General features: G+C 60.3%; 19 protein-coding genes. 2 read left to right on the plus strand and 17 right to left on the minus strand.

From position 1 onward, the window contains the following. Positions 1-1,050 (plus strand): PAAR domain-containing protein (locus C8K63_RS17440; protein WP_256594968.1); only part of this gene is annotated, 1,050 nt, incomplete at its 5' end. Beyond that, complete coding sequence (locus tag C8K63_RS17445) at positions 1,047-1,436, plus strand: hypothetical protein (RefSeq protein ID WP_108217842.1); 390 nt, start codon at positions 1,047-1,049, stop codon at positions 1,434-1,436. The genes C8K63_RS17440 and C8K63_RS17445, both read left to right, overlap by 4 nt. A gap of 74 nt (positions 1,437-1,510) precedes the next feature. On the opposite strand, the gene nuoN is transcribed toward C8K63_RS17445, so the two are convergent. The 17 genes from nuoN to C8K63_RS17530 all read right to left on the minus strand — a co-directional run bounded on the left by nuoN (position 1,511) and on the right by C8K63_RS17530 (position 21,518). Next, on the minus strand, positions 1,511-2,974 hold the full coding sequence (nuoN, locus tag C8K63_RS17450; protein WP_108217843.1) for an NADH-quinone oxidoreductase subunit NuoN: 1,464 nt from the start codon (positions 2,972-2,974) through the stop codon (positions 1,511-1,513). Between the two features lie 7 nt (positions 2,975-2,981). After that, positions 2,982-4,514: an NADH-quinone oxidoreductase subunit M gene (nuoM, locus tag C8K63_RS17455; protein ID WP_108217844.1), complete on the minus strand. Its 1,533-nt coding sequence runs from the start codon at positions 4,512-4,514 to the stop codon at positions 2,982-2,984. A 39-nt stretch (positions 4,515-4,553) separates the two neighbouring features. Further along, on the minus strand, positions 4,554-6,407 hold the full coding sequence (gene nuoL / locus C8K63_RS17460; RefSeq protein WP_108217845.1) for an NADH-quinone oxidoreductase subunit L: 1,854 nt from the start codon (positions 6,405-6,407) through the stop codon (positions 4,554-4,556). Beyond that, positions 6,404-6,712 carry an NADH-quinone oxidoreductase subunit NuoK gene (nuoK, locus tag C8K63_RS17465; protein WP_007946416.1) on the minus strand — a complete coding sequence of 103 codons (309 nt, stop codon included), beginning with the start codon at positions 6,710-6,712 and terminating at the stop codon, positions 6,404-6,406. The genes nuoL and nuoK overlap by 4 nt, the downstream gene beginning before the upstream one ends. A gap of 2 nt (positions 6,713-6,714) precedes the next feature. Further along, positions 6,715-7,218 carry an NADH-quinone oxidoreductase subunit J gene (gene nuoJ, locus C8K63_RS17470; protein ID WP_108217846.1) on the minus strand — a complete coding sequence of 168 codons (504 nt, stop codon included), beginning with the start codon at positions 7,216-7,218 and terminating at the stop codon, positions 6,715-6,717. A gap of 9 nt (positions 7,219-7,227) precedes the next feature. Next, positions 7,228-7,773 carry an NADH-quinone oxidoreductase subunit NuoI gene (gene nuoI, locus C8K63_RS17475; protein ID WP_015094374.1) on the minus strand — a complete coding sequence of 182 codons (546 nt, stop codon included), beginning with the start codon at positions 7,771-7,773 and terminating at the stop codon, positions 7,228-7,230. Positions 7,774-7,783: 10 nt separating this feature from the next. Beyond that, a complete protein-coding gene (nuoH, locus tag C8K63_RS17480; protein ID WP_046037838.1) occupies positions 7,784-8,791 on the minus strand; it encodes an NADH-quinone oxidoreductase subunit NuoH in 1,008 nt (335 codons plus the stop codon). Beyond that, a complete protein-coding gene (gene nuoG, locus C8K63_RS17485; RefSeq protein WP_108217847.1) occupies positions 8,788-11,502 on the minus strand; it encodes an NADH-quinone oxidoreductase subunit NuoG in 2,715 nt (904 codons plus the stop codon). Before nuoG ends, nuoH begins: the two co-directional genes overlap by 4 nt. A 137-nt stretch (positions 11,503-11,639) precedes the next feature. After that, a complete protein-coding gene (nuoF, locus tag C8K63_RS17490; RefSeq protein ID WP_108217848.1) occupies positions 11,640-12,995 on the minus strand; it encodes an NADH-quinone oxidoreductase subunit NuoF in 1,356 nt (451 codons plus the stop codon). Beyond that, positions 12,992-13,489 carry an NADH-quinone oxidoreductase subunit NuoE gene (nuoE, locus tag C8K63_RS17495; RefSeq protein WP_108217849.1) on the minus strand — a complete coding sequence of 166 codons (498 nt, stop codon included), beginning with the start codon at positions 13,487-13,489 and terminating at the stop codon, positions 12,992-12,994. The genes nuoF and nuoE overlap by 4 nt, the downstream gene beginning before the upstream one ends. A gap of 2 nt (positions 13,490-13,491) precedes the next feature. Then, positions 13,492-15,276: an NADH-quinone oxidoreductase subunit C/D gene (nuoC, locus tag C8K63_RS17500; RefSeq protein ID WP_108217850.1), complete on the minus strand. Its 1,785-nt coding sequence runs from the start codon at positions 15,274-15,276 to the stop codon at positions 13,492-13,494. Between the two features lie 74 nt (positions 15,277-15,350). Further along, the gene (locus C8K63_RS17505) at positions 15,351-16,025 is read right to left on the minus strand and encodes an NADH-quinone oxidoreductase subunit B family protein (RefSeq protein WP_046037844.1); all 675 of its coding nucleotides are present in this window, start codon (positions 16,023-16,025) and stop codon (positions 15,351-15,353) included. 10 nt (positions 16,026-16,035) lie between these two features. Then, entirely contained in the window at positions 16,036-16,449 is a 414-nt protein-coding gene (locus C8K63_RS17510) for an NADH-quinone oxidoreductase subunit A (protein WP_003223812.1), read from the minus strand. A 644-nt stretch (positions 16,450-17,093) separates the two neighbouring features. Beyond that, positions 17,094-18,419 carry an isocitrate lyase gene (gene aceA / locus C8K63_RS17515; protein ID WP_007970439.1) on the minus strand — a complete coding sequence of 442 codons (1,326 nt, stop codon included), beginning with the start codon at positions 18,417-18,419 and terminating at the stop codon, positions 17,094-17,096. A gap of 473 nt (positions 18,420-18,892) precedes the next feature. Further along, on the minus strand, positions 18,893-19,654 hold the full coding sequence (locus C8K63_RS17520) for a secretin N-terminal domain-containing protein (protein ID WP_108217851.1): 762 nt from the start codon (positions 19,652-19,654) through the stop codon (positions 18,893-18,895). Between the two features lie 276 nt (positions 19,655-19,930). Next, positions 19,931-20,356 carry a GNAT family N-acetyltransferase gene (locus C8K63_RS17525; protein ID WP_108217852.1) on the minus strand — a complete coding sequence of 142 codons (426 nt, stop codon included), beginning with the start codon at positions 20,354-20,356 and terminating at the stop codon, positions 19,931-19,933. Continuing rightward, positions 20,349-21,518: a cupin domain-containing protein gene (locus C8K63_RS17530; RefSeq protein WP_108217853.1), complete on the minus strand. Its 1,170-nt coding sequence runs from the start codon at positions 21,516-21,518 to the stop codon at positions 20,349-20,351. The genes C8K63_RS17525 and C8K63_RS17530 overlap by 8 nt, the downstream gene beginning before the upstream one ends.

Genomic DNA, 21,518 nt, shown 5'->3' on the forward strand with positions numbered 1-21,518 from the left:
GGTTTCGCCCCTTCGTACCCACCGGCGCCTGTCATATTCGCCCGCGTAGACCCTCAAGAACCGGGCTTCTATGTGGTGCCCAAACGCATGACCCGGGAGGCATTGGAGGCCACGCTGTTTGCCACGCCCGATGCCGCCGTGATGCGCAAGTTTCGGGCACTCAATCCTGAGCAAGGTGATATCAAGGCCGGCTCGTTGATCGTGCTGAGCGACCCGAACAACACCTCCTGCACCTATCAGGAAGCGCAGCTGATGCAGGCCGCGCAGCAGGTCAAGGCAGCCCTTGATCCCCTGACGCCGGTGGAGGCCGAATTTATGCACCGCCACGGCGCTGAAATCGCCAGTTTTACCGGTGAGACTTCGACCTGGCTCGGCGTCAGCGCGGCGGTAATGGAAAAGCACCTGACCCGACTGCGTGACACCCTGCAAGCCATGGAACGCCTGCATCAGGACAGCTATCGCCAACACGGCCACCTCAAATCACCGCAGTTCTTCGCCGAGCGCGCACGCCTGCTCGCGCAACTGGATGCCCACCTACTGAATTCCACTCGACTGCGTGGCTCCACGACCTTGGGTGATCATCCCAAGCTAAAAACGGCGCTCGGCATTTCCAGTCGCAGTCTGGTGCACCACTGGGACAAGGCTGGTGCGCCTGGACAGATACCGGGGTATTCCACTCATGTGAATGCGGTCAGTCGGGCGGCGAAGTACATGGGCGCTGGTGGTTACATCGGCATTGGCATTGGCGGAGTTTCTTCGTTGCTGGCTATTCAAGAAGTTTGTGTTGGTGACTCTGGAACGGCTTGTGAGAAGGTTAAATTTACTGAAGGAGGGAAATTTTTCGGATCCACAGCAGGTGGGATGGCGGGCGGGGTGGGCGTGCCTTGGGCTGGTCGTTCTGTTTGCTTGGCGCTAGGGGCTAGCACGGCAGTAGGTGGAGTGATCTGCTTTGCGGCCTTGGTAGGGATTGGCACATGGGTGGGGACAGAAGAGGGGGGTAGGGGGGGCGAATACGTAGGTGAGAAAATATTTGAAGTAAAGCAGCCATGACCAGCATCGACACATGGTCTCCGTGGATTGCAATTACTGTTGCCGGCGGCCCAATTCTGGTGGGCGTTGTGAACATCGCTTACTGCTTCTACCTGAGCCGCCGTCATCTGGATGCCATGATGGAAGCCTTGAAAAACAGTCGCCACATCCTCATTTGGGGGCCAGTATGGCGGCGCCAGGGCTGGTTTGGAGGGTATGCGCTGGTCTCTACAATTGCCGGTATGGTGGTGTGGCCGAAAGCGTACATCCGCTATGGCCAAGTGGCCTCTGAAGATATCGAGAATTTTCCGCCTCACCTGAAACGTCTTCTGGTCATTTATGCAGTGGGTGTGACCGTCACTCTAATTGGGATGACGATTACATACGTGCTACTGGAACTCAGATAACTCGATGGACCCATAACGCAAAAACGGCACCCGAAGGTGCCGTTTCCATTTTCTACCGAGTGTCGCTCAAACGATCAACCTGCCAACCCCGACTGTTGAACCAGGTTCAACAACGGTTGTGGGTACAGGCCGAGGAAGAACGCCAGTACCGCGATGGCCAGCAGCATCACGCCGCCTGCACGTTGTTCCCAGTGCAGCTGGGCGTCGACGCGACGCAGGTTCGGTTCGATCAGGTACAGGGTGACCATGACGCGCAGGTAGTAGAACACGCCGATGGCGCTGCCCAGAACCAGCGAGCCGACCAGCCACCACTGATGGGACTCGACGCCGGTGGCGATGATGTAGAACTTGCCGATGAAGCCCGCGGTCAGCGGGATACCGGCCAGGGACAGCATCATCACGGTCAGCACAGCGGTCAGGTACGGACGGCGCCAGAACAGGCCGCGGTATTCGTACAGGGCGTCTGCGTCACGGCCTTTGTACGGCGAGGACATCAGGGTGATCACACCGAAAGCACCGAGGCTGGTGATCACGTAGGTGACCAGGTACACGCCGATGGCTTCCACGGCCAGACCCTTGCTCGCCACCAGGGCGATCAGCAGGTAGCCGAAGTGGGCGATGGACGAGTAACCCAGCAGACGCTTGAGGTTGCTCTGAGTCAGGGCCAGCAGGTTACCGAACAGGATCGACGCGATGGCGATGATGGTCAGCACGTTGCTCAGCACGCCGCTGCTCGCCGCTGGCGAGATCTGGAACAGACGCACCATCACCGCGAACACAGCCACTTTGGAAGCGGTAGCGAGGAACGCTGCAACCGGTGCCGGAGCACCTTCGTACACGTCTGGAGTCCAGAGGTGGAAGGGTACCAGCGACAGCTTGAACGCCAGGCCGATCAGCATCATGCCCAGGCCCAGCTGTGCCAGCGAGCTTGGCAGTCCGGTGGCCGCCAGGGCCTGGCCGATGCCGACGAAGCTCAGGGAACCGGCGTCAGCGTAGAGCAGGGCCATACCGAACAACAGGAACGCCGAACCGGCCGCCGACAGCACCATGTACTTGATACCGGCTTCCAGCGAGCGCTTGTTGAAGAAGGCATAGGCCACCAGACCGTAGACCGGCACCGACAGCAGTTCAAGGCCTACGAACAAGCCGGCCAGGTGCTGCGCGCTGACCAGAACCAGGCCACCGGCGGCGGCCATCAGGATCAGCAGGTACAGTTCTTCACGGTTGCCCGGGTAACCCGTACCGCCATCGCCGAGGTAGGCGTGGGCGAGGGTCACACAAGCGAGGGTGGCGACCAGGATCAGCGCCATGTACAGGCAAGCGAAGCTGTCGATCTGCAGCAGTGGGGTCACGGCCAATGGCGCGACTTTCAAGGCAGGCAGGATCGAAAGCAGTGCCAGGTTCAGACCCGCCACGGACAGCAGGAAGGTCTGGGAGTGGTTGCGGCGCCAGGCGATCGCCAGCATCACCACGATGATCGTGGCGCTGGTGATCAACAACGGCGCAAGCGCGATAAAGTGTTGAGTCGTGAATTCCATAGCGCTCTTACCGGGCCGAAGCGAGTTGAGTGAAGGCGGTGCCGAGCCACTGCTGCACGCCATGCATCGTAGCGGCAGAGGTATCGAGGAACGGTTGTGGGTACACGCCGATGTAAATCAGCAGTGCGGCCAGACCGACCACCATGATCATTTCGCGACCGTCCATGCCATGCAACACCGCGTCCGATTTCGACGGGCCGAAGTAGGCACGGTGGATCATGATCAGCGAGTAGACCGAACCGAACACCAGGCCGGACGTCGCGATGATGGTGACCCATGGAGCGATCGGGAAGGTGCCGATCAGGATCAGGAACTCACCGACGAAGTTACCGGTCGCCGGCAAGCCCAGGGACGCGGCGGCGAAGAACAGGCTGAGGGCCGGCAGGTAGGCGATCTTCGACCACAGGCCGCCCATTTCACGCATGTCGCGGGTGTGGGTGCGCTCGTACAACTGGCCACTCAGGATAAAGAGTGCCGCCGCCGACAGGCCGTGGGCCAGCATCTGCATCACTGCACCCTGCAGCGCCAGTTGGCTGCCGGAGTAGATGCCGATCAGTACGAAGCCCATGTGGGAGACGGACGAGAAGGCAATCAGACGCTTGATGTCGGTTTGCGCGAACGCCAGGAACGCACCGTAGAAGATCCCGATCAGACCCAGGGTCATCGCAAACGGCGCGAACTCGGCCGAGGCATTCGGGAACAACGGCAGGGCGAAACGCAGCAGGCCGTAGGCCGCCGTTTTCAGCAAGATACCGGCGAGGTCGACGGAACCTGCGGTCGGTGCCTGGGCGTGAGCGTCAGGCAACCAGGAGTGGAACGGCACCACGGGCAGCTTGACCGCGAAGGCGATGAAGAAACCGAGCATCAGGATGTACTCGGTGGTCGTCGACATCCTGGTTTTCAACAGATCGGCGTAGTTGAAAGTAATCACGCCGGTGTCGTTGAAGTTGACCAGCACCAGACCCAGGATCGCCACCAGCATGATCAGGCCGGAAGCCTGAGTGAAGATGAAGAACTTGGTCGCCGCGTAGATCCGGGTTTTCTTGCCGTCCGAAGAACTGTGACCCCAGAGCGCGATGAGGAAGTACATCGGCACCAGCATCATTTCCCAGAAGAAGAAGAACATGAACAGGTCGAGGGCGAGGAACACGCCGACGACACCGCCCAGGATCCACATCAGGTTCAGGTGGAAGAAGCCCACGTGACGCTGGATCTCTTTCCACGAGCAGAGTACCGAGAGGACACCCAGCAGGCCGGTCAGCAGGATCATCAACAGCGACAGGCCGTCGAGGGCCAGGTGCACGTTGATGCCGAAGCGCTGGATCCAGACGTGTTTGTACTCAAGCGCCCAGGTCGGATCGGCGCCAGGCTTTGGTGCAAATGAATAGTCACCGTTGGCCCACAGCCAGAGGCCGAGGGAGAGCAGCAGGGACATGGTGATCAGCGCAATCCAGCGCGGGAGGGTGGCGCCGAAGCGCTCACCCATCCAGCACAGCAGGCCGCCGATGAAGGGGATCAGGATTAGCCAAGGCAGAATCATGACGGGTTCGTTTCCTTTCGCAAATTCGCAAGGTTCATATCAGACCGCTACCAGCACGACGGCGCCGATGACCAGCACGGCACCAGCAGCCATCGAGGCGGCATACCAACGCAGTTGACCGGTCTCGGTACGGCTCAGGGCGGTGTGACCGCCTTTGGCCATGCGCGGGATCAGACCGATGGTCTGGTCGAGCGGGTCTTTGCGCAGGATGTGGCTGATCGCCAGGTACGGCTTGACGAACAGTTTGTCGTAGATCCAGTCGAAGCCCCAGGCAGCGAACCACCAGGCCGAGAGGACACGGCCGATGCCGCTGTTGGCGACGGCGGTGACGAAGCGACGCTTGCCGAGGAACAGCAGTGCGGCCAGCAGGATACCGGACAGGGCGATGGCGCCCGAAGCGATTTCCAGGCTGTGCTTGGCTTCGCCGCCGGCATGGCCGGCGCTTTCCGGCAGCACACCATGCAGCGGTGGAACGATCATCGCGCCGATGGCGGTGGACAATACGATCAGTACCGACAGTGGCAGCCAGTGGGCAATGCCGTGACCGGCGTGGGCTTCGGTCTTCACTTCACCGTGGAACGCGATGAAGATCAGGCGGAAGGTGTAGAGCGAAGTCATGAACGCGCCGACCAGACCTGCATAGAGCAGACCGTGGTTGCCGCTGGCGAACGCTTCCCAGAGGATTTCGTCCTTGGAGTAGAAGCCTGCGGTCACCAGAGGCAGGGCCGCCAGGGCCGCGCCGCCGACGATGAAGCTGGCGTAGGCCAGTGGCAGTTTCTTCCACAGACCGCCCATCTTGAAGATGTTCTGCTCGTGGTGGCAGGCAACGATCACCGAACCGGACGCAAGGAACAGCAGGGCCTTGAAGAAGGCGTGGGTCATCAGGTGGAAGATCGCGCCATCCCAGGCACCGACGCCCAGGGCCAGGAACATGTAGCCGATCTGGCTCATGGTCGAGTAGGCGAGGATACGCTTGATGTCGGTCTGAACCAGGGCTGCGAAACCTGCGAGAACCAGGGTCACACCACCGACGATTCCTACCAGATGCAGGATTTCCGGCGCCAGGGTGAACAGGCCGTGGGTACGGGCGATCAGGTAGACGCCAGCGGTCACCATGGTTGCGGCGTGGATCAGTGCCGAAACTGGAGTCGGGCCGGCCATCGCATCCGCCAGCCAGGTTTGCAGTGGCAGTTGCGCGGATTTACCGACAGCGCCGCCCAGCAGCATCAGGGTGGCCATGACCATCCAGAAATCGCCGGACTGGAATTTCTGCGGCGCCAGCACCAGCAGTTCCTGGATGTTCAGGGTGCCCAGTTGGGCAAACAGAATGAACAGGCCGATGGCCATGAACACGTCGCCGATACGGGTCACGATGAAGGCCTTGAGTGCGGCGTTACCGTTGTTGCGGTTGCTGTAGTAGAAACCGATCAACAGGTACGAGCACAGGCCCACGCCTTCCCAACCGAAGTACACGAACAGCAGGTTATCGGCCAGGACCAGGAACAGCATGCTGGCGATAAACAGGTTGGTGTAGGCGAAGAAACGCGAGTAGCCGTCTTCACCGCGCATGTACCAGGAGGCGAACAGGTGGATCAGGAAGCCGACGCCGACGACCACACCGAGCATGGTTACGGACAGGCCATCCAGGTGCAGGGCGAAGTTCGGCGTGAAGCCTTCCACCGCCATCCATTGCCACAGCACCTGGGTGTAGTGGCCGCCTTCCGGCGGGGCGACGTTGAATTGCCAGATCACGTAGGACGCGACGATCGCAGACAGGCCAATGGAGCCGACGCCGATCAGCGCCGAGAGGTTTTCCGAGAGGCGTCCCCGGGAGAACGCCAGCAGCACAAAACCGATCAGAGGGAACAGGAAAGTCAGATAGAGAAGGTTCATCCGCGCATCTCACTGGCAGCGTCGATATCGAGCGTGTGGAAGCGGCGATACAGTTGCAGCAGGATCGCCAGGCCAATACTGGCCTCGGCGGCTGCCAGGCTGATCACCAGGATGAACATGATCTGTCCATCCGGCTGCGCCCAGCGGCTACCGGCAACGATGAACGCCAAAGCGGAGGCATTCATCATGACCTCCAGGCTCATCAGCACGAAGAGGATGTTGCGGCGGACCATCAGGCCGACCAGACCGAGGCAGAACAGGATGCCGGCGACCGCCAGACCATGCTCCATAGGGATAGCAGGCATCGTCATTGCTCCTTGGCTTCGTTACGGCCCAGATGGAACGCCGTGACGGCTGCGGCGAGCAGCAGCATCGAGGCGAGTTCGACCACCAGCAGGTAAGGACCGAACAGGCTGATGCCCACGGCCTTGGCGTCTACGGTGGCGTGGCCGACGGCCTGGCCGCTTTGCTGGGAGAACAGCACATACAGCAGTTCCACCAGCAGCAGCGCGGCGAGGGCGACCGGGCCGCCCCAGATACCGGGCTTGAGCCAGGCGCGTTCTTGCTGAGCCGAGGCTGGCCCCAGGTTCAGCATCATCACCACGAACACGAACAGCACCATGATGGCGCCAGCGTAGGCGATCACTTCCAGGACACCGGCGAACGGTGCGCCGAGGGCGAAGAACGTCATCGCCACGGCGATCAGCGAAATGATCAGGTAGAGCAGGGCGTGCACAGGGTTGGTGTTGGTGATCACGCGAAGCGTGGACACCACAGCGATACCCGATGCGAAATAGAAAGCGAATTCCATCTTTCTTCCTTAAGGCAGCAAGCTCTTCACGTTGATCGGCTGGGCTTCATTCTGCGCGGAGCCTTTCGGCTTACCGGCAATCGCCATACCTGCAACACGATAGAAGTTGTAATCAGGGTTTTTGCCGGGGCCGGAGATCAAAAGATCTTCTTTCTCGTACACCAGGTCCTGACGTTTGAACTCGGCCATTTCGAAATCCGGCGTCAGCTGGATCGCGGTGGTCGGGCAGGCTTCCTCGCAGAGGCCGCAAAAGATGCAGCGCGAGAAGTTGATGCGGAAGAAGTCCGGGTACCAGCGACCGTCTTCGGTTTCAGCTTTCTGCAGCGAGATGCAACCGACCGGGCACGCCACGGCGCACAGGTTGCACGCTACGCAACGCTCTTCACCGTCGGGGTCGCGGGTCAGCACGATACGCCCACGGTAGCGCGGCGGCAGGTAGACCGGTTCTTCCGGGTACTGCAGCGTGTCGCGCTTGCGGAAGGCGTGGCCGAAAATCATCACCAGGCTGCGAAGCTGGGTGTAGAAGCCATGCACGATGTCAAAAATGTACTTCATGATTCTATCCTCACTGAGCCGCGACGGCGGGCGTGTTGAGCAACACGATCGCAGCGGTCACCAGCATGTTGACGAGGGTCAGCGGCAGGCAGAACTTCCAGCTGAAATCCATCACTTGGTCATACCGTGGGCGCGGAATCGAGGCGCGCAGCAGGATGAAGAACATGATGAAGAACGCGGTTTTCAACGCGAACCAGATGAACGGGATCTGCGGCAGAATGCCGAACGGACCGTGCCAGCCACCGAAGAACAAGGTCACCAGCAGCGCCGAAATCAACACGATGCCGATGTACTCGCCGACGAAGAACATGCCCCATTTCATGCCGGCGTATTCAATGTGGTAACCGTCGGCCAGTTCCTGTTCCGCTTCCGGCTGGTCGAACGGGTGACGGTGAGTCACGGCGACGCCAGCGATGAAGAAGGTCAGGAAACCGAAGATCTGCGGAATGACGAACCACAGATTCTGCGCCTGGTATTCGACGATGTCGCGCATGTTGAACGAGCCAACCTGGATCACGATGCCCATCAGCGACAGGCCCATGAACACTTCGTACGACACGGTTTGTGCCGAGGCCCGCAAGCTGCCCAGCAGGGCGAACTTGTTGTTGCTCGACCAGCCGGCGAACAGCACCGCGTAGACCGACAGGCCAGCCATGGCGAAGAAGAACAGGATGCCGATGTTGATGTCCGCGACACCCCAGGTCGGGGTGATCGGGATGATCGCGAAGGCAATCAGCAAGGCGCTCATGGCCACGACCGGCGCCAAAGTGAAGATCACTTTGTCGGCGAACGGCGGGGTCCAGTCTTCCTTGAAGAACATCTTGATCATGTCGGCGGCGATCTGGAACGCGCCGAACGGGCCGACGCGGTTCGGACCGTAACGGTCCTGCCAGAGGGCGAGCAGGCGACGCTCGACCCAGCTCAGCAGGGCGCCGCAAACCACCACGGCGAGCAGAATCACCACGGCCTTGAGGACCGCGATGATGATGTCGATCACTTCAGGAGTGAACAAGGTCATTGCGCTGCCTCCTGCAGACCGTCGACGGATTGGCCAAAGATGGCTGGCGGAATGCCGGCAATGCCCGCAGGCAATGCCACCAGACCGGCGCCCAGCTCTTCATTGATACGCAGTGGCAGACGCAGGGTCTGGCCGGCCACGTTCAGGCTCAGCATGGCGCCGTCATTGACACCCAGACGGTCGGCTTCGGACTTGGCCAGAGCAACATAAGCAGCCGGGATGCGTTCCTGCACTGGAGCGGCTTTCGAAGAGTTCTCTTCGCTGCCGAACAGGTGGAAGAACGGCACGACCTGCCAGGTGCCCTGGGCCGGGTTGAACGCGCGCGGAACGCTGGCGAACCAGTTCAGCGAGTCACCGCTGGTTTCGATCAGACGGGTGCCTGGGTCACCAGCGCGGATGTGACCACCGACTTCGTCCTGGAACTTGTTCCAGGCTTGCGGCGAGTTCCAGCCCGGAGACCAGGCGAACGGCACTTGCTGACGCGGTTCGGCCGAGCCCGAGTAACCTTCCATGGAGAAGGCGAACGCGGTGTCCTTGTCCTGCGGGGTGCGCGGTTCGTGCACGTTGATGTCGGCGCGCATGGCGGTACGACCGGAGTAACGCAGCGGTTCGCGGGCCAGTTTCATGCCCTTGATGCGGAACGCGGCGGACGGTGCGGCATCAACGATGCGGTTCAGGATCGAGGTGCTGGAAGCGACGGCGGCGGTGGCGTGGTCCAGTTGGGTCCAGTCGATCGGCTGGTTCAGCAGGGTCGCGCGCAGGGCATGCAGCCAGCGCCAGCCTTCATGAACCAGGATGCTCGCATCCATGTACTTCGGATCGAACACCTGGAAGAAGCGCTGGGCGCGGCCTTCCTGGCTGACCAGGGTACCGTCGCCTTCAGCGAAGCTGGCGGCTGGCAGAACCAGGTGCGCGCGATCGCTGGTGGCTGTCTTCTGATGGTCGGCGACGATCAGCACTTTGGCGGCGCTCAGGGCGGCATCGACCTTGGCCTTGTCGGTACGGGTGTACAGATCGTTTTCCAGCACGACGATGGCGTCGGCACGGCCAGAGATCACCGCTTGCAGCGCGGCATCAACCGATTCGCCACCGAGCATGGCCAGGCCGAGGCTGTTGGCCTCTGGCACGATCAGGCTGATGGAACCGTTCTTCTCGCGCAGCTTCAACGCTTTCGCAATGTTGGCAGCAGCTTCAATCAGCGCTTTGGAGCCCAGGGAAGTACCGGCGATGATCAGCGGGCGCTTGGCTGCGAGCAGAGCGTCGGCGATGCGCTTGGCCAGTTCAAGGGCTTCAGCGTCCAGGCCTTCAACGGCCGGTGCGCTGGCGTCGAGGGCGTGAGCCACGGCGAAACCGATGCGGGCCAGGTCGTCGGGAGCTGCGTGAACGCATTCTTCGGCGATGTCGTCGAGCTTGGTTTCAGCCAGGCTTGCGATGAACAGCGGGTTCAGCGCGTGCTGGCCGATGTTCTTCACGGCGGCGTCGAGCCAAGGCTGGACGCGCATGGCGTCGGCCATGTCTTCGGCCTTGCCCTTGACCGATTGACGCAGGGACAGGGCCATGCGCGCAGCAGTCTGGGTCAGGTCTTCACCGAGAACGAACACGGCGTCGTGGTCTTCGATGTCGCGCATGTTCGGCACCGGCAGCGGGCTGTCTTTCAGCACTTGCAGGACCAGGCGGATGCGCTCCAGCTCGGCAGCTTCGATACCCGAGTAGAAGTGCTCGGCGCCCACCAGTTCGCGCAACGCGTAGTTGCTTTCGAGGCTGGCGCGTGGCGAACCGATACCGACGATGTTGCGACCGCGCAGCAGGTCAGCGGCTTTGTCCAGCGCTTCGTCGAGGCTCAGCTTGGCGCCGTTGGCCAGCAGCGGCTGACGCGGGCGGTCTTCGCGGTTGACGTAGCCATAGCCGAAACGGCCACGGTCGCACAGGAAGTACTGGTTTACCGAACCGTTGTAGCGGTTTTCGATGCGACGCAGTTCGCCGTAACGCTCGCCCGGGGAGATGTTACAGCCGCTGGAGCAGCCATGGCAGATGCTCGGCGAGAACTGCATGTCCCACTTGCGGTTGTAGCGCTCGGAGTGAGTCTTGTCGGTGAACACACCGGTCGGGCAGACCTCGGTGAGGTTGCCGGAGAACTCGCTTTCCAGGGTGCCGTCTTCAACGCGACCGAAGTACACGTTGTCGTGGGCGCCGAATACACCGAGGTCGGTGCCGCCGGCGTAGTCTTTATAGAAGCGCACGCAGCGGTAGCAAGCGATGCAGCGGTTCATCTCGTGAGAAATGAACGGGCCAAGTTGCTGGTTCTGGTGGGTACGCTTGGTGAAGCGGTAACGGCGCTCGTTGTGGCCGGTCATTACCGTCATGTCTTGCAGGTGGCAGTGACCGCCTTCTTCACAGACCGGGCAGTCGTGAGGGTGGTTGGTCATCAGCCATTCGACAACACTGGCGCGGAAGGCCTTGGATTCTTCATCTTCGATGGAGATCCAGGTGCCGTCGGTGGCAGGGGTCATGCACGACATCACGATACGACCACGGGTGTCGTTCTCGTCGGTGTACTGCTTGACCGCGCACTGGCGGCAAGCTCCAACGCTGCCAAGGGCAGGGTGCCAGCAGAAATAAGGGATATCGAGGCCTAGCGACAGACATGCCTGTAACAGGTTGTCTGCCCCATCGACTTCGAGCTCTTTGCCGTCTACGTGGATAGTGGCCATGGTTCAAAGTTCTTCGTTGGCCCGGTGTCAGCGGGCGTGGCTAATGGAATCTTGTTATCCGCGTGAATCAACACAGCCGTTAAAGGCGTCATCACACGAAAAGCGAAGGGCACGGACCCTTCGCCTTTTTTAAGCGTTTACGCGCCGACCAGGATCGGCCTTGCCAGAGGCGGGACGGCGGCGCTGACAGGCGCGATACCGGCTTCGAACTCTGGACGGAAGTATTTGATTGCGCTGCCCAATGGCTCCACGGCACCCGGTGCGTGTGCACAGAAGGTCTTGCCAGGGCCGAGGAAACCGACCAGACCCAGCAGGGTCTCGATGTCGCCGGCTTGCCCTTCACCGTTCTCGATCGCGCGCAGCAGCTTGACGCTCCATGGCAGACCGTCACGGCACGGAGTGCAGAAGCCACAGGACTCGCGGGAGAAGAACTCTTCCATGTTGCGCAGCAAAGACACCATGTTGACGCTGTCGTCCACCGCCATGGCCAGGCCGGTACCCATACGGGTGCCGACTTTGGCGATGCCGCCGGCGTACATTTGTGCGTCCAGGTGTTCCGGCAACAGGAAGCCGGTACCGGCGCCGCCAGGCTGCCAGCACTTGAGCTTGTAACCGTCGCGCATGCCGCCGGCGTAGTCTTCGAACAGCTCGCGACCGGTGACGCCGAACGGCAGTTCCCACAGGCCCGGATTCTTGACCTTGCCGGAGAAGCCCATGAGCTTGGTGCCCATGTCTTCGCTGCCTTCGCGAGCCAACGACTTGTACCAGTCCACGCCGTCGGCAATGATCGCCGGCACGTTGCACAGGGTTTCGACGTTGTTCACGCAAGTCGGCTTGCCCCACACGCCAACGGCGGCCGGGAACGGCGGCTTGGAGCGCGGGTTGGCGCGGCGGCCTTCGAGGGAGTTGATCAGTGCGGTTTCTTCACCGCAGATGTAACGCCCGGCGCCGGTGTGGACGAACAGCTCGAAATCAAAACCCGAACCCAGGATGTTCTTGCCCAGCAGGCCAGCAGCCTTGGCTTCTTCCACGGCACGATTGAGGTGCCTGGCGGCGGTGGTGTACTCGCCACGCAGGAAGATGTAGCCGCGGTAGGTTTTCAGGGCGCGGGCACTGATCAGCATGCCTTCGATCAGCAGATGGGGCAATTGCTCCATCAGCATGCGGTCTTTCCAGGTGTTCGGCTCCATTTCATCCGCGTTGCACAGCAGGTAGCGGATGTTGATGGATTCGTCCTTGGGCATCAGGCCCCACTTAACGCCAGTGGGGAAGCCTGCACCGCCGCGACCCTTGAGGCCGGAGTCTTTCACGGTCTGGACGATGTCGTCCTGGGCCATGTCGGCGAAGGCCTTGCGCGCAGCGGCGTAACCGTTCTTGGCCTGGTACTCGTCGAGCCAGACGGCTTCGCCGTCGTCACGCAGACGCCAGGTAAGCGGGTGAGTCTCGGCCGAACGCTTGATGCGGTTGGCAGGACCGAAAGAAGTCAGGGTCATACGTAGCCCTCGAGCAATTTGGCAACGCCGGCTGGCTGCACATCACCGAAGGTGTCGTCGTCGATCATCAACGCCGGCGCCTTGTCGCAGTTGCCGAGGCAGCAGACCGGCAGCAGGGTGAAACGACCATCGGTGGTGGTCTGGCCCAGGCTGATGCCCAGCTTGCTCTGGATTTCGCTGACCACGGACTCGTGGCCGCCGATGTAGCAGACCATGCTGTCGCAGACGCGAATGATGTGACGACCCACTGGCTGACGGAAGATCTGGCTATAGAAAGTGGCCACGCCTTCAACGTCGCTGGCCGGGATGCCGAGGATCTCGCCGATGGCGTACAAGGCGCCGTCCGGCACCCAGCCACGTTCCTTCTGGACGATCTTCAGGGCTTCGATCGACGCCGCGCGCGGGTCTTCGTAGTGATGCAGCTCGTGCTCGATGGCCGAGCGCTCGGTTTCACTCAAGGTGAAACGGTCTGTCTGGATAAGCGTGCTATTCATGCTTAGCGGTCCACGTCGGCCATAACGAAATCGATACTACCCAGGTACGCAATCAAGTCCGCGACCATGCTGCCTTTGATCACCGAAGGGATCTGCTGCAGGTGCGGGAAGCTTGGGGTACGAATCCGGGTGCGGTAGCTCATGGTGCCGCCATCGCTCGTCAGGTAATAACTGTTGATGCCCTTGGTCGCTTCGATCATCTGGAAGGATTCGTTGGCCGGCATGACCGGGCCCCACGAAACTTGCAGGAAGTGCGTGATCAAGGTTTCGATGTGCTGCAGGGTGCGCTCTTTCGGCGGCGGCGTGGTCAGCGGGTGATCCGCTTTGTACGGGCCTTCCGGCATGTTGCGCAGGCACTGGTCGATGATCCTGATGCTCTGGCGCATCTCCTCGACACGCACGATGCAGCGGTCGTAGGCATCGCCATTGGCGGCCAGCGGCACTTCGAACTCGAAGTTCTCGTAGCCCGAGTACGGACGCGCTTTACGCAGGTCGAAATCGCAACCGGTCGAACGCAGGCCGGCACCGGTGACACCCCATTCCAGGGCCTCTTTGGTGTTGTAGTCGGCGACGCCGATGGTCCGGCCACGCAGGATGCTGTTGTCCAGTGCGGCTTTCTGGTATTCGTCCAGACGCTTGGGCATCCACTCGACGAAATCCTTGACCAGTTTTTCCCAGCCGCGCGGCAGGTCGTGGGCGACGCCACCGATGCGGTACCAGGCCGGGTGCAGGCGGAAACCGGTAATGGCTTCGATCACCGTGTACGCGCGTTGACGGTCGGTGAAAGTGAAGAACACCGGGGTCATGGCGCCGACGTCCTGGATGTAGGTACCCAGGAACAGCAGGTGGCTGGTGATCCGGAAGAACTCGGCCATCATGATGCGGATGACGTCGACCTTCTCCGGCACCTTGATGCCGGCCAGCTTCTCGACAGAGAGCACGTACGGCAGGTTGTTCATCACGCCGCCGAGGTAGTCGATACGGTCGGTGTACGGGATGAAGCTGTGCCAGGACTGACGCTCGGCCATTTTCTCGGCACCACGGTGGTGGTAGCCGACGTCCGGTACGCAGTCGACGATCTCTTCGCCGTCCAGCTGCAGGATGATGCGGAACGCACCGTGCGCGGAAGGGTGGTTCGGGCCGAGGTTGAGGAACATGTAGTCCTCGTTCGGGCCGGAACGCTTCATGCCCCAGTCTTCCGGCTTGAAGCGCGCGGACTCTTCCTCGAGCTGCTGCTTGGCCAGGTTCAGGGTGAACGGGTCGAACTCGGTGGCGCGGGCCGGGAAGTCCTTGCGCAGCGGGTGACCTTCCCAGGTCGGTGGCATCATGATGCGCGACAGGTGAGGGTGGCCGGTGAAGTGGATGCCGTACATGTCCCAGACTTCACGTTCGTACCAGTTGGCGTTTGGCCAGATGCTGGTGATGGAAGGCAGGTTGAGGTCGCTCTCGGACAAGGCGACCTTGATCATCACGTCACTATTACGTTCGATCGACATCAAGTGATAGAACACGGAGAAGTCGACGCCGTTCGGCAGCCCTTGACGCTTGGTACGCAGACGCTCGTCCACGCCGTGCAGGTCATAGAGCATGACGTACGGCTTGGGCAGGTTACGCAGGAAGGTCAGGACTTCGACGAGTTTGGCGCGGGCAACCCAAAGCACCGGCATGCCGGTGCGGGTAGCCTGGGCGGTGAACGCCTCCGGGCCAAAACGGTTGTTCAGTTCGACGACCACATCCTGGTCGTCTGCCTTGTAAGGCGGGATGTACAGAGCACTGCCTGTAGTCATGGTTATTTTATCGCTTTCGGTCAACGTAAAGAATGAAGCCAGGTTCTCGTTCCATGGAAAGAGGCAGATCTGGATCAGACTTCGTCGGGGCTGCGCAGGTTGGTGACTGCGATTCGCTGTTCGCGGCGCTTTTCCTTCTCGGAAGGCATCTCGGCGCGGTATACGCCTTGATCGCCGACGACCCAGGAAAGCGGGCGACGCTCCTGTCCAATCGACTCTTGCAAAAGCATCAAGCCTTGCAGGAAAGCTTCAGGACGGGGCGGGCAGCCAGGCACGTAGACGTCCACGGGCAGGAACTTGTCCACCCCTTGAACGACGGAGTAGATGTCGTACATGCCACCGGAGTTGGCGCACGAACCCATGGAAATAACCCATTTAGGTTCGAGCATTTGCTCGTAGAGACGCTGAATGATCGGCGCCATCTTGATGAAGCAGGTACCGGCGATAACCATGAAATCCGCCTGGCGCGGCGATGCCCGGATAACCTCGGCGCCAAAGCGCGCGATGTCGTGGGGCGCCGTGAAGGCGGTGGTCATTTCCACGTAGCAGCACGAAAGACCGAAGTTATACGGCCACAGGGAGTTCTTGCGCCCCCAGTTGATCGTGCCGTTAAGCACGTCTTCGAGCTTGCCCATGAAAATGTTTTTGTGGACTTGATCTTCTAACGGATCGGAAACGGTTTCCCGCTGGCCAATCGGATACTGCTCGTTAGGAGCATCGGGGTCGATCCTGGTGAGATTGTATTGCATTGCCAAAGCCTCATTGTTTCAGCTTCGCTTGCCGCTTGCGCCGAGCTTCCGGAGCCCAGTCAAGGGCGCCCACTCGGAATAGGTAGACAAGGCCTGCCAACAGAATTGCTATGAAAACGAGAGCTTCGACGAATCCGGTCCAGCCGCTTTCGCGGACGGACACAGACCAGGCAAAGAGAAAGAGGGCTTCGATATCGAAGATCACGAAGAGCATCGCGACCAGATAGAATTTGGCTGAGAGCCGCAAGCGGGCGCCACCTGTAGGTAGCATGCCGGACTCGAACGGTTCGTTTTTGCTGCGGCCCCAGGCTTTTGACCCAAGGAGGCTGGAGACGCCCAGCATGAAGGCACAGAGGCCGACGACGCCTAGAAGGAAAATGGCAAAGCCCCAGTTATGGGCCATGAGTCCTGTCGCTTCGGGCATGCTGGTAATCCTTAACAGAGAGCAAAGGTCTCTGAGCTTGAAAAGAAACAAAAGCAGTGACGATATGTCGCAGCAATCAATCCAGCTGATTTTATGGCTAAACACCCGGCAAGTAAAATTCCTGTAGCGAAATTTATTATAGGAATAAGGACATGGCGGGCCCTCAAGGCCCTGTAGCCCTTGACCTGTGGGCATTAGCCGGCATTTCGCCAATTATGTTTTGTAAGGAATGTAACGAACATAGTTGCAGCTAAATGATAATCAATACTGTTTGGCTTGGTTTTTAAACTGTTTGTTCGATGGCGAGTTGGGAAGTTGTCTTATATGGGCGTTACTGCATGTAGCGGCAGGGTGCGTTTTAGCGGATTTTCGGACGGTGGATGACGCGCTGGATCAATGATTTTCCGGATCACCACCATCCCCTGTAGGAGCGAGCCTGCTCGCGATGGTCGCGAACGATAACGCGAAAATCCTGATTCCCATCGGCGCTCTTGAGTTTTTCGCGAGCAAGCTCGCTCCTACAGAAGGGCGGGCATTGAATCGCAGGCAAAAAAACGCCCCGAACCAGTCGGGGCGTCAGATGTGCAGCGCTGCGGTTAGCTTTCTATCAGGCCCGCAACGGCTGTTGACTCAAGCGAAGCAGATCAGTGGAACTGTTCTTCTTCAGTCGAACCGGTCAGTGCGGTTACCGAAGACGAGCCACCCTGGATCACGGTGGTCATGTCGTCGAAGTAGCCGGTGCCCACTTCCTGCTGGTGCGCCACGAAGGTGTAACCCTTGGCGGCGTCAGCGAATTCCTGCTCTTGCAGCTTCACGTAGGCAGTCATGTCGTTGCGGGCGTAGTCGTGCGCCAGGTTGAACATGCTGTGCCACATGTTGTGAATGCCGGCCAGGGTGATGAACTGGTGCTTGTAGCCCATGGCGGACAGTTCGCGCTGGAACTTGGCGATGGTCGCGTCGTCCAGGTTTTTCTTCCAGTTGAAGGAAGGCGAGCAGTTGTACGACAGCAGTTGGTCCGGGTATTCCTTCTTGATCGCTTCAGCGAAGCGACGAGCCTCGTCCAGGTCTGGCTTGGCGGTTTCGCACCAGATCAGGTCGGCGTACGGAGCGTAGGCCAGGCCACGGGCGATCGCTTGATCCAGGCCAGCGCGAACCTTGTAGAAACCTTCCTGAGTGCGCTCGCCAGTCACGAATGGCTGGTCGTACGGGTCGCAGTCCGAAGTCAGCAGGTCAGCGGCGTTAGCGTCGGTACGGGCCAGGATGATGGTCGGAGTACCGGCAACGTCAGCAGCCAGGCGAGCAGCGGTCAGCTTCTGTACGGCTTCCTGGGTAGGAACCAGTACCTTGCCGCCCATGTGGCCGCATTTTTTCACGGAAGCCAACTGGTCTTCGAAGTGAACGCCGGCGGCGCCTGCTTCGATCATGCTCTTCATCAGCTCGTAAGCGTTCAGTACGCCGCCGAAACCGGCTTCGGCGTCAGCCACGATTGGCGCGAAGTAGTCGATGTAGCCAGCGTCGCCCGGGTTCTTGCCGGCTTTCCACTGGATCTGGTCGGCACGACGGAACGAGTTGTTGATGCGCTTGACCACGGTTGGAACCGAGTCCACCGGGTACAGCGACTGGTCCGGGTACATCGATTCGGCGGAGTTGTTGTCCGCAGCCACTTGCCAGCCAGACAGGTAGATCGCCTGGATGCCGGCCTTGACTTGTTGAACAGCCTGGCCGCCGGTCAGGGCGCCCATGCAGTTGACGAAATCTTTCTCGGGACGGAAGGCTGGCTTGGCACCCTGGGTCACCAGGTTCCACAGCTTCTCGGCGCCCATTTTTGCAAAGGTGTGCTCAGGTTGAACCGAGCCACGCAGGCGGACGACGTCAGCAGCGGAGTAAGTGCGTGTCACGCCTTTCCAGCGCGGGTTTTCAGCCCAGTCTTTTTCGAGGGCTGCAATTTGCTGTTCGCGTGTCAGTGCCATGGGAGATAAACCTCGTCGCGTCTTTATGAAAAGTTGTTCTGCGGTGGAAAATTCCTGCGCTCGCTGACCAGAAGCTTAAGCGGTCAAGTCGGATTCGGCGGGGAGGGCGACGGGATGAACGATGGGCTCGAGGGGAAGTGAGCAGGTAAAGGCGAACTGCGGGCGCATTCGGGCGTCGTGGGCCTTGGTGCGAACATCAGTGTGGTGCCGGGTTACCTATTACGCTTCCGTCCCTCGGGACAACTTCGTTCCAGTCGACAACCTCGTCAAACACACCTTGTGGGCGGTACAGACACGAAGCGGTTCGCGGGGTAGGTGCGAACATCGCTTCGAAGGCCCTTGCCAGGGCCTCTGATTAGCGGGAGCGAGGCCATCATGCCTTCGCTTTTTTGGCTCGTCAAACGTTTTGTAGTGCTTTTTTTAAGGCACTACATCTTTAGTCTAATACGACTCGTCAGTCAGTTTTTGGTGCTTTAGTCCAGGGTGTCGACTTTCACCCGCAAGGTCATGTCGTTGCGGCTCTGGGTCGAGTAACTGCGGGCCTGGCCCTGTTTGTCGGCCTGGGTCTGGCCGTTGATCCCGGCCAGCAGGATCCACTCACCGAGGTGGCCGGTGACGGTTGTGTCGGTGCTTTGTACGTTCACTACATCGGGACGTTCCTGGCTCATGCGGTCACGGTTGGTGCTGATCGACAGGTGAACGATGTCGCCGGTGACGTTTGCGGTGACGTAGAAACCCTGAGTGACGTTGCGGTATTCGGTCTGGCTGCGCAGATCGCCGTAGGAATCGGTCTGCGAGCTGGTCAGCGGCACGCTCTGGCCGACCTGGATCAGTGCCGGTGCGCCTTCGCTGGCCTGCACTTGCTGAATGCCGCCGTCGCGACTGTCGGTGCTGTAGTTGATGATGCGTGTCTGGTTTGGCTTAGCGCCGTTCACCGAATAACCCTGGTCACCCTGGAAGTTGTTGTCGCTGGTATCGACGGTGATCAGCAGGCGCTTGGGAGCTGTGTCGAGTTGCGAAAGAAGGGCTTTAAGTTCGTCGATCTTGCGCTGATCGGCGTTGACGATCAGCTGATTGCCGTAGGCGCTGACCTGGCCGTCCTTGCCGACGAAATCCTGCGCCACGGGTAGCATATCTGCGCTGGTGCGGTAGTTCAGTGGCACGATTTCAGTGGCTGCCAAGACCGAAAAACTGCAGGTCACCAGCAGCGTGGTGAGCAGGGTGCGTAGGGACATGTCCGTTATCTCCGGCATTGTGATTTGTGTAGGAGCGAGCTTGCTCGCGATGGTCGTCAACGATAATGCGTGACGTCTGACGCCCCGCGGCGCTCTCAAGTCCATCGCGAGCAAGCTCGCTCCTACAAGTGTTGATATTGTCAGTTTGTCGGCCCGGGATGGGGCAAGTTGAATGGTAGACAGCAAAACGCCCCGGCATCCGGAGATGGCGGGGCGTTTTGTGGTGTAGTCGAGTGCATTTGTGGCGAGGGAGCAAGCTCCCTCGCCACAAAGGTATCAGGCCGAATGCCGCACCATGTCCACATGCGGAATCCCGGCTTCCAGGAACTCCTCACTGACCATGTGAAAGCCCAGGCGCTCATAGAACGCCGTGGCTTGCACTTGAGCGCTGAGCATCTGCTGCTTCAAACCGCGCTCTTCGGCTTCACCAATCACCGCTTGCATCAGCGCGTCGCCGACTTTCAGGCCGCGCCAGTCCTTGAGTACCGACACCCGGCCGACGTGCCCATCGGGCAGCAAGCGGGCGGTGCCAATCGGAAAGTCGCCTTCGAACGCGAGGAAATGCACTGCATCGATGTCATCGGCATCCCATTCCAATTCTGGCGGAACGGATTGCTCTGCGACGAACACCGCTTCACGAATGCGCCGGATCTCGGCGTTGTCCTTTTGCCAGTCTGCGACACGTACGTGAATTTTATTCATCGGCAAACCCCAGGCTTCCTTGCTTGAGCAGTTCGCACAGCAGGCCGCGGCCGTCTTCGTCGCTCAGCCATTCGCCAAGGTTATCGGCGTGCAGCGAGTCGGCGGCGCAGATCATCTTCAACAGTTCGCGCAGCTTGCCTGGCAGGTAACGGCTCTGACCACTGGCGAACAGCAGCAGGTCGTCATCGACTTCAGACCACGCCAGGCGTGCGCTCGGGTTGCGAATCAGGATCGCGCCTTGCTCCAGGGCAGACATGAAGTCGTCTTCTTCGACGTCTTCCGGGCCCACCACCAGTTCCGGGTAGCGTGGCTCGGTCATGAACTGGCCGAACCAGGTCAGCAGCAGGCGCTCGTCGCTCATGTGCTCGGCCAGCAGGCCTTTCAGGCGGTCGAGTGCGTCGCGCTGGATCTGGTGAGGGTCGGCAGTCGGCACGGCGTCGGCGTCGGTGTAGCGTTCCTCGTCCGACAGGAACTGGCTGAGGAAGTCGGTGAAGTGGGTTAGCACTTCAGCGGCGCTTGGTGCGCGGAAACCGACGGAGTAGGTCATGCACTCATCAACGGCGACGCCGCAATGGGCCAGGCGCGGTGGCAGGTAGAGCATGTCGCCCGGTTCCAGCACCCATTCATCGGTGGCTTCGAATTCGGAGAGGATGCGCAGGTCGGCGTGGGCCAGCATCGGGCTCTCGGTGTTGCACATCTGGCCGATCTTCCAGTTGCGCTTGCCGTGGCCTTGCAGCAGGAACACGTCGTAGTTGTCGAAGTGCGGCCCAACGCTGCCGCCCGGCGCGGCGTAGCTGATCATCACGTCGTCGATGCGCCAGCTCGGCAGAAAGCGGAAGTTTTCCAGCAGTTCGCTGACTTCCGGGACGAACTGATCCACGGCTTGCACCAGCAGGGTCCAGTCACGTTCAGGCAGCTTGCTGAATTCATCTTCGGCGAACGGGCCGCGACGCAGTTCCCACGGACGCTCGCCATTCTCGATGATCAGTCGCGATTCGACTTCTTCTTCCAGCGCCAGGCCGGCCAGTTCGTCGGCGTCGATCGGGCTTTCGAAATCAGGAATTGCCTGACGGATCAACAGCGGCTTTTTCTGCCAGTAGTCGCGCAGGAATTCCCGTGCCGTGATGCCGCCCAGAAGTTGAAGAGGAATATCAGGATTCAT

It is taken from the genome of Pseudomonas sp. GV085 (assembly GCF_003050925.1).
Taxonomy (GTDB): Bacteria; Pseudomonadota; Gammaproteobacteria; order Pseudomonadales; family Pseudomonadaceae; genus Aquipseudomonas.